Source organism: Bacillus sp. S4, assembly GCF_040838205.1.
GTDB lineage: Bacteria > Bacillota > Bacilli > Bacillales > Bacillaceae_G > Bacillus_A > Bacillus_A cereus_U.
On the sequence record NZ_JBFPJI010000162.1, the window covers coordinates 1 to 7,084 of the forward strand.

A 7,084-nucleotide genomic window follows, 5' to 3' on the forward strand; every position below is an offset into this window, starting at 1 on the left:
ACATTCTATTATATATAAGAAGTATAAAAATCTATAAATCTTTTTTAAAAATATAGAATTTAAGAATTGACGGAAATGTAAATGATTGGTATCATATGTCCATAGGGTATTTTGTCGAAAAATGACGAATCAAAAAATAGACTCGAAACTTATAAACTATTTATTTAGGAGGAAAAGAATTATGAAATCTACTGGTATCGTTCGTAAAGTTGATGAATTAGGTCGTGTAGTAATTCCAATCGAATTACGCCGTACTTTAGGTATTGCAGAAAAGGATGCTCTTGAAATCTACGTGGATGAAGAAAAAATCATCTTAAAGAAATATAAACCAAACATGACTTGCCAAGTAACTGGTGAAGTATCTGATGGTAACCTATCTTTAGCTGAAGGTAAAATTATCTTAAGTAAAGAAGGCGCTGAACAGGTCTTAAACGAACTTCAAGATTATATCGAAACAGCAAAATAAGCTTCTCAATTATGAGAAGCTTATTTTTTATCAACATGATAGATTTGATATACCTCACGTTTCGACAAATCTCGGTCTTTAGCAACTGTTTTAATCGCTTCTTTTGAATTCATACCTTTTTCATTTATATAATGTTCAATATGATTATATACTGAAATAGCTTCCCACCATTGTTCTTCTTGAGTAGGTTCTTCTGTTGAACCTGCTACTAAAATACAAAACTCACCACGAACTTCATTTTGCTTCGTCCACTCAATCGCTTCTTCAATTGTTCCACGAATAAACTCTTCAAATTTTTTCGTTAGCTCACGACATAATACGATTTCCCTATTTCCTAATACTTCTTGCATAGAGATTAAAGTGTCATCTAAACGATGCGGTGCCTCGTAAAACATCATTGTAGTTGGAATATAGCGTAGTTTTTCTAATTCAAGCTTACGTCCCTTTTTATTTCTTTGCAGGAAACCATAGAAATAAAAATGTTTTGTCTCAAGTCCTGATGCAATTAATGCTGTAAGAGCCGCATTTGCCCCAGGAAGCGGAATAACATGATATTGTTCTGCTACAGCCTCTACAACGATATCATAACCAGGATCTGAAATACATGGCATACCAGCATCGCTCACAATGGCTACAGTCTTACCTTCTTCTAACTTATCTAAAATTTTCCGTCCACTTACTCCTTTATTATGCTCATGATAACTCATAACTGGTGTTTCAATTTCAAAGTAATTACAAAGTTTCTTCGTTTGCCTTGTATCTTCCGCAGCAATAATGTCTGCCTCTTTTAAAATTCGGATTGCCCGAAATGTCATATCCTCTAAATTTCCGATTGGAGTCGGTACTAAATATAAAACTCCCTTTTCATTTTGCTGAAAGCTTTTTTGCTGCCACATAGCGTTCTCCTTTTTGCATATATTCTTCTTTTTGTTTCCTCGTTAACTGTTTAAAGTGATATTCAGCTTGCATAGCCGTTCGTTTATCCTCATGATCCTCTACATATTTTAAACCAACTGGAAGCCTAGCGCGGGTATATCTAGCACCTTTTCCACTATTATGGGTCTGAATCCGTTTTTCTATATGATTTGTATATCCAGCATAATAACTTCCATCAGAACACTCCACCACATAAAAACAATGCTTATTCTTCTCCATATAAAATTGAACGAAGCTCCTTTGTATATTCGTTGTTTTCTTCATATACAAAAAGAGGTGGTAAGATTTTTAAATCTGCATTCCCATCCTTAATTCCTTCAATTAACAATGTATTCGCTTCTTTACCAGCCTTAGGATAAACAAATCGCACACGTTTCGGTTCGATTTTGTATTTACGCATTAATGTGACGATGTCGAGTAAACGACCTGGACGATGTACAAATGCTACTTTCCCACCCTGTTTCACTAACTGGCTACTTGCATATACAACATCCTCTAATGTGCACATAATTTCATGACGAGCTATCGCTAAATGTTCATTGATATTCTTCTCAGAAGTTTGTGGTGTTTGAAAATAGGGAGGATTACATGTTACAACATCATATTGATGACGTCCAAGTTTCTCCGGCATATCTTTCAAATCTCCATGGATTAAATGAATTCTTTCTTCTAAATTATTGTATTGAACGCTTCTTATTCCCATATCATATAAGCGCTCTTGGATTTCTACACCTGTAATTTTCCCTTTTGTCCTTGTACTTAATAAAAGAGGGATAACTGCGTTACCTGTACACAAATCAAGTAAATTACCTTTTTGAATTGGCACCCAAGCAAAATCTGCAAGTAAAACGGCATCCAAAGAAAAATTAAATACTGATGGACTTTGTACAATCTTCATATCTTGCGCTAATAAGTAATCTAAACGCTCATCTTCATATAAATTCATATATTGCTCCCTTTCTTACACTTAACCTACCCTATTTCATCCTCTATTAATGTAAAAATAAATTTCATTCTACCCTCGTGTATAAAAAATTACCTTTCCAATTATATTGGAAAGGTAATCTCACTTTTTATTTAAAAATGACAGACAGAATAAACAATCTCCCTCTTTACGTACACTTCCATAATGTAGATTGCAAATATGAAAACCTTCTTGATATAGTCTCGCTAGGTTATCGTAGCCTTCACCAATATCTGTCTTCGCCTTCATTTCTTTGCGTTTTTGAGTTTTTTGTTTTTCCTTGTTCTGCACTTCTTCAAAACGATGTCGCAAATTTTCATTTTCCATTTTTATATGTTGGTTTTCTTCCAATAATTCTGCAAGATGTTGTTTTAATTCTCCCAACTGTTTGTATAAATGTCCAATTTGCTCTTCCATACTAGAAACCGATGCAAAAATATCCTTTTTCTCCACAAGCACCCACCTCATTAATCTGTGGTTTGACTCGAAACGACCCCTTTATTAATTAATTCATCTAACGTATATTCTACTATCCGTTCCTTGTCTACTAGTTCCACTTGAATTAATCTTTCTAAAATATTTAATCCGATAACACGGCCAGTACCTTGCGGTGTTTGTATACGTTGATCTAAATCAGGAAGTTGTTCCTTTGCTGCCTCATATTCATCATTCTCATATTTTAAGCAACACATTAAGCGACCACATAAACCAGAGATTTTTGCAGGATTTAATGATAAATTTTGATCCTTTGCCATTTTAATGGATACAGGTTCAAAATCTCCTAAGAAAGTAGAACAACAAAGCATACGACCACATGGACCAATACCACCAAGCATTTTTGCTTCGTCACGAACACCTATCTGTCTCAGCTCAATTCTTGTCCTAAAAATTGCCGCTAAGTCTTTCACTAGTTCTCGGAAATCAATCCGACCATCCGCAGTAAAGTAAAAAATAATCTTATTACGATCGAACGTATACTCTACATCTACAAGCTTCATATCAAGATTATGTTCTCCTACCTTTTGTTGACAAACTTGATATGCTTCTTTCGCAGCATGCCTATTCTCTTCAACAATGGTACGATCATTTTCATTTGCAATACGAATAACTTTTTTAAGCGGTAATACAACGTCGTTTTCATCAACTTGCTTTTTGGTAATAACTACTTTTCCGTATTCAATACCTCTTACCGTTTCTACAATTACAAACTCATTTTCTGAGATATCGAACTGATTTGGATCAAAGTAATATACCTTTCCGGCCTTCTTAAAGCGAACACCTACTACATCATACAAAACGGTCATCCCTCCTGCAACCGCAACACTAACTGTTCGAACACAAGCTGCGCATTTACATTAGCGTTGATTCTATTTTTTGCCTCTAATATATTAAAGAGAGCTGATACAATGCGCTTCTGAGCATAAGAAAAGGATTCAAACATCTCTTTCTGCTCATGAAAAACAAGACGATCTTCTTCTCCAAGTTGAACATATAATAAATCCTTATAAATAAGGAGTAACATATCTAAGCCTTGCTGTAATTGTTCTTTCTCTCCAAAGTGCTTCCCCCATTTTTCTTGTACAAAAAAAATAGAGGCCTTATCTTTTTCGAGCGCTTCACATAATTTTATCACTAAAGCTCTCGCTTGTGCAAACCATTCATCATTACACATTAATAAAGCTTCTTCAAAACTGTTTGTAAGCTGCGCAGCAAGTGTAGATAAAGAAACTGTAATACCCTCTTCCTCTAATCTCTTAATTAAAGATTTTGTAGGCAACGGTCTAAATGTAACAACTTGACAACGAGATAAAATTGTATTTAAAATCTGATGACTTTGTTCAGTAAGTAAAATAGCTGTTGTATCACTACTTGGTTCTTCTAAAAACTTTAAAAGCGTATTCGCTGCATTTGCTGTCATACGATCTGCATGCTCAATAATATATACTTTTTTATTTGCTTCTAATCCTGTTTTTGAAAACTCTTCTTGTAAATCGTGAATTTGCTGTTTTTTAATAGATAATCCATCTGGTTTTACAATATGTAAGTTTGGGTAGTTACCTGAATCAATTCGGCGACAATTCGTACATACATGACAAGGCTCTACACCATTTCTTTGTGAACAGAGGAAACTTTTTGCCATTTGAATTGCTGTGGCGAACTTCCCAGTCCCTTTCCCTCCCTCTAACAAGTAAGCGTGGGATATACGCTCTTTTGCAATGCTATTCATCAACATTTTGACACCGATGGGCTGTATAGCAGAAAGCTGCTCCCACGTATTTATCATACTGCATACCTCACTTATTTCATTCTTTCCTTCTATTATAACAATTTATCTTCTATAATCTGAACAACTTCTTCTATAAGTTTTTTCATTGGTTGATCAGCATTTACTAATACAATGCGATTAGAAAAACGCTCTACAACTTGTAAATACCCTTCACGCACACGTTTATGGAAAGAGATATCTTCCATGTCTAGTCGATTTACTTCACGTCCTGCATCTTTTTCAATTCGTGCTAAACCTACCTCTGGCTCAATATCTAAATAGATTGTTAAACTAGGCATACAATCTTCCGTTGCGAAACGATTAATTTCAAATACTTTATCCATACCTAAGCCTCTTGCATACCCTTGATACGCTAAAGAGCTATCTATAAAACGATCACATAGTACAAGATAGTTTTCCTCAAGTGCCGGCATAACTTTTTCCACTAAATGTTGTCTACGTGCAGCAGCATATAAGAGCGCCTCTGTACGTGCCTCCATCATCGTATACTCTTGTTTATGTAGAATTGTTCTAATATCTTCAGAAATTGCAATACCACCCGGTTCCCTGGTCGCCATTACCTTTTGTGCCTTTTGCTCAAAATATGGTAATAAACTTTTAATTAATGTTGTTTTACCCGAACCTTCTGGCCCTTCAATTGTTACAAATAATCCCTTCATCCTAAAACCTACTTTCTATATCATACACGTTCATATATTTCGTACTACCTTGAAAACGAGCCCCTGTTTTCTCTAAATGAGTAATTTGCTTTGTATGTTCTTGAGTAATTCTCTCTCCATACATGATCAATGGAATTCCAGGTGGATACGGAATCACCATTTCTGCCGCTATCATACCAACGGTTTCTTCTAGAGATACTAACTTCGTTTCGTATCTCTCTAATTGTTTATACGTATACGGTAAAGGGGAAATTTCCCCTTTATAAGTATAACGAATTGATGCTGTCTTGTCTTTTACCTTATATTGCTGCAAAGCTACTCGAATTATCTCTATAGCTTTCATATACCCCTCATTTACTTGTAACGGTAATATAAATAGGACGTTATATGGATCTGCCATTTCCGTATATATACCGACCTTTTCAAATACAGACTGTAATTCATACCCCGATAACTGACAGCGAGTTTGCACCGTAACCTTTAATTCGTCTTGCGATGGATATTGCAAGATGGCTATTTGTGGGATAGATTGCAAGCCTTCTTTAAATCGGCGTAAAAACTCAACAATTTCATCATGACCCTCTTCCTTTATAACTGCTATTGCAAAACGTGCTATATCAAGAGAAGCCATAATTGGATACGATGGGCTACTAGATTGTAGCATACTTAAATAGGAGAAAACTTTTTCTTCGCTCACCAAACGGCTATTTATATGTAAATAAGATCCCATTGTCATCGCAGGTAATGTTTTATGTGCGGAATGAACCACAATATCCGCACCATAAACTAATGCTGACTTCGGGAAGGGGTCCCCTATACAAAAATGTGCCCCATGGGCTTCATCTACTAGAACAGGAATTTTATGTGCATGTGCGTAAGCGATACTTGCCTCTAAATCAATTCCCATACCATAGTAATTAGGATGTGTTAAAATAAGTGCTTTTGCATTTGGATACTTTGTAATTGCCTCCTTAATAATGTCATCATGAACACCTACTGGTACGTTATGTACTTCATCAATCCATGGGTTTAAAAAGACCGGATTCGCCCCTGCTAATTTCAAACCATTAATGATTGATTTATGACAATTTCTTTGTACGAGGACAATATCATTTTCGCCGCAGCAAGACAAAATCATTGCTAAATTTCCAACTGTTGAACCATTAATTAAAAAATAACTTTTTTGCACGCCATATACTTCAGCTAATAATTGCTGTGCTTCATCTATACATTCAAACGGACTATGTAAATCATCTAATCCTGTTAACTCTGTTACATCAATCGATAATATGTCCTTAAACCCCCCTGAAGCTTTCTTAGGGAAGTTTAAACCATTCTTATGACCCGGAACATGAAAAGATAGTAGTCGCCTTTCTTTAAATTCCATTAACGCCTCATATAAAGGCATACGATTTTGATTCATATACATCTCTTCCTTATTATTCATTCTGTATCTATTATACAGATATTAGGGCAAAAAAAATAATAGGCATAATGCCTATTTAAAAATATGATACTTCTAATTTTCGCAGTTGTGTTAAATAATGTATATACTTTGGGTCATTTGTTTCAGTATTCACCAGATTTCTTTCGCACTCATAACATATTAAATTATTATATACATATATTCCTTCTCCTCTTTTTGTCTCACAAACGATGCAAATTTCACTTGGTAATTTCATAATCTTTCCTCCCTTTTTAAGTAAACATATTATATACCTCTATTCCTTAACAAATTTCCGGAAAATATACATCAATTTCTTATATAATAT

At 34.8% G+C, this 7,084-nt stretch carries 10 protein-coding genes; 1 reads left to right on the plus strand and 9 read right to left on the minus strand.

Features of this window, described 5'->3' with window-relative positions; all coding sequences use genetic code 11:
• Nucleotides 1-181: 181 nt before the first annotated feature.
• The gene (gene abrB / locus AB3X48_RS14800; protein WP_002063374.1) at nt 182-466 is read left to right on the plus strand and encodes a transition state genes transcriptional regulator AbrB; all 285 of its coding nucleotides are present in this window, start codon (nt 182-184) and stop codon (nt 464-466) included.
• 20 nt (nt 467-486) lie between these two features.
• On the opposite strand, the gene rsmI is transcribed toward abrB, so the two are convergent.
• From rsmI to AB3X48_RS14845, 9 genes are all read right to left on the minus strand, one after another.
• Nucleotides 487-1,362 (minus strand): 16S rRNA (cytidine(1402)-2'-O)-methyltransferase, encoded by an 876-nt coding sequence (gene rsmI / locus AB3X48_RS14805; RefSeq protein ID WP_016106812.1) that lies wholly within the window; start codon nt 1,360-1,362, stop codon nt 487-489.
• On the minus strand, nt 1,331-1,621 hold the full coding sequence (locus tag AB3X48_RS14810; protein ID WP_002107287.1) for a GIY-YIG nuclease family protein: 291 nt from the start codon (nt 1,619-1,621) through the stop codon (nt 1,331-1,333). Before AB3X48_RS14810 ends, rsmI begins: the two co-directional genes overlap by 32 nt.
• On the minus strand, nt 1,608-2,348 hold the full coding sequence (locus tag AB3X48_RS14815; RefSeq protein WP_016106811.1) for a tRNA1(Val) (adenine(37)-N6)-methyltransferase: 741 nt from the start codon (nt 2,346-2,348) through the stop codon (nt 1,608-1,610). The genes AB3X48_RS14810 and AB3X48_RS14815 overlap by 14 nt, the downstream gene beginning before the upstream one ends.
• A 120-nt stretch (nt 2,349-2,468) precedes the next feature.
• Nucleotides 2,469-2,819 (minus strand): DNA replication initiation control protein YabA, encoded by a 351-nt coding sequence (yabA, locus tag AB3X48_RS14820; protein WP_002009639.1) that lies wholly within the window; start codon nt 2,817-2,819, stop codon nt 2,469-2,471.
• A 14-nt stretch (nt 2,820-2,833) separates the two neighbouring features.
• Nucleotides 2,834-3,661: a PSP1 domain-containing protein gene (locus AB3X48_RS14825; protein WP_002144546.1), complete on the minus strand. Its 828-nt coding sequence runs from the start codon at nt 3,659-3,661 to the stop codon at nt 2,834-2,836.
• Between the two features lie 5 nt (nt 3,662-3,666).
• A complete protein-coding gene (holB, locus tag AB3X48_RS14830) occupies nt 3,667-4,650 on the minus strand; it encodes a DNA polymerase III subunit delta' (protein WP_002159641.1) in 984 nt (327 codons plus the stop codon).
• Between the two features lie 35 nt (nt 4,651-4,685).
• Nucleotides 4,686-5,312 carry a dTMP kinase gene (gene tmk / locus AB3X48_RS14835; protein ID WP_002107283.1) on the minus strand — a complete coding sequence of 209 codons (627 nt, stop codon included), beginning with the start codon at nt 5,310-5,312 and terminating at the stop codon, nt 4,686-4,688.
• A 1-nt stretch (nt 5,313) separates the two neighbouring features.
• The gene (locus AB3X48_RS14840) at nt 5,314-6,735 is read right to left on the minus strand and encodes an aminotransferase class I/II-fold pyridoxal phosphate-dependent enzyme (protein ID WP_367959702.1); all 1,422 of its coding nucleotides are present in this window, start codon (nt 6,733-6,735) and stop codon (nt 5,314-5,316) included.
• Nucleotides 6,736-6,814: 79 nt separating this feature from the next.
• Nucleotides 6,815-6,994: a sigma factor G inhibitor Gin gene (locus AB3X48_RS14845; RefSeq protein ID WP_002159645.1), complete on the minus strand. Its 180-nt coding sequence runs from the start codon at nt 6,992-6,994 to the stop codon at nt 6,815-6,817.
• Between the last annotated feature and the right edge of the window lie 90 nt (nt 6,995-7,084).

Excerpts from the sequence above, each read along its gene's own strand:
- abrB (WP_002063374.1), top strand. The coding sequence starts at position 182 with ATGAAATCTACTGGTATCGTTCGTAAAGTTGATGAATTAGGTCGTGTA.
- rsmI (WP_016106812.1), bottom strand. The coding sequence starts at position 1,362 with ATGTGGCAGCAAAAAAGCTTTCAGCAAAATGAAAAGGGAGTTTTATAT.
- AB3X48_RS14810 (WP_002107287.1), bottom strand. The coding sequence starts at position 1,621 with ATGGAGAAGAATAAGCATTGTTTTTATGTGGTGGAGTGTTCTGATGGA.
- AB3X48_RS14815 (WP_016106811.1), bottom strand. The coding sequence starts at position 2,348 with ATGAATTTATATGAAGATGAGCGTTTAGATTACTTATTAGCGCAAGAT.
- holB (WP_002159641.1), bottom strand. The coding sequence starts at position 4,650 with ATGATAAATACGTGGGAGCAGCTTTCTGCTATACAGCCCATCGGTGTC.
- tmk (WP_002107283.1), bottom strand. The coding sequence starts at position 5,312 with ATGAAGGGATTATTTGTAACAATTGAAGGGCCAGAAGGTTCGGGTAAA.
- AB3X48_RS14840 (WP_367959702.1), bottom strand. The coding sequence starts at position 6,735 with ATGAATCAAAATCGTATGCCTTTATATGAGGCGTTAATGGAATTTAAA.
- AB3X48_RS14845 (WP_002159645.1), bottom strand. The coding sequence starts at position 6,994 with ATGAAATTACCAAGTGAAATTTGCATCGTTTGTGAGACAAAAAGAGGA.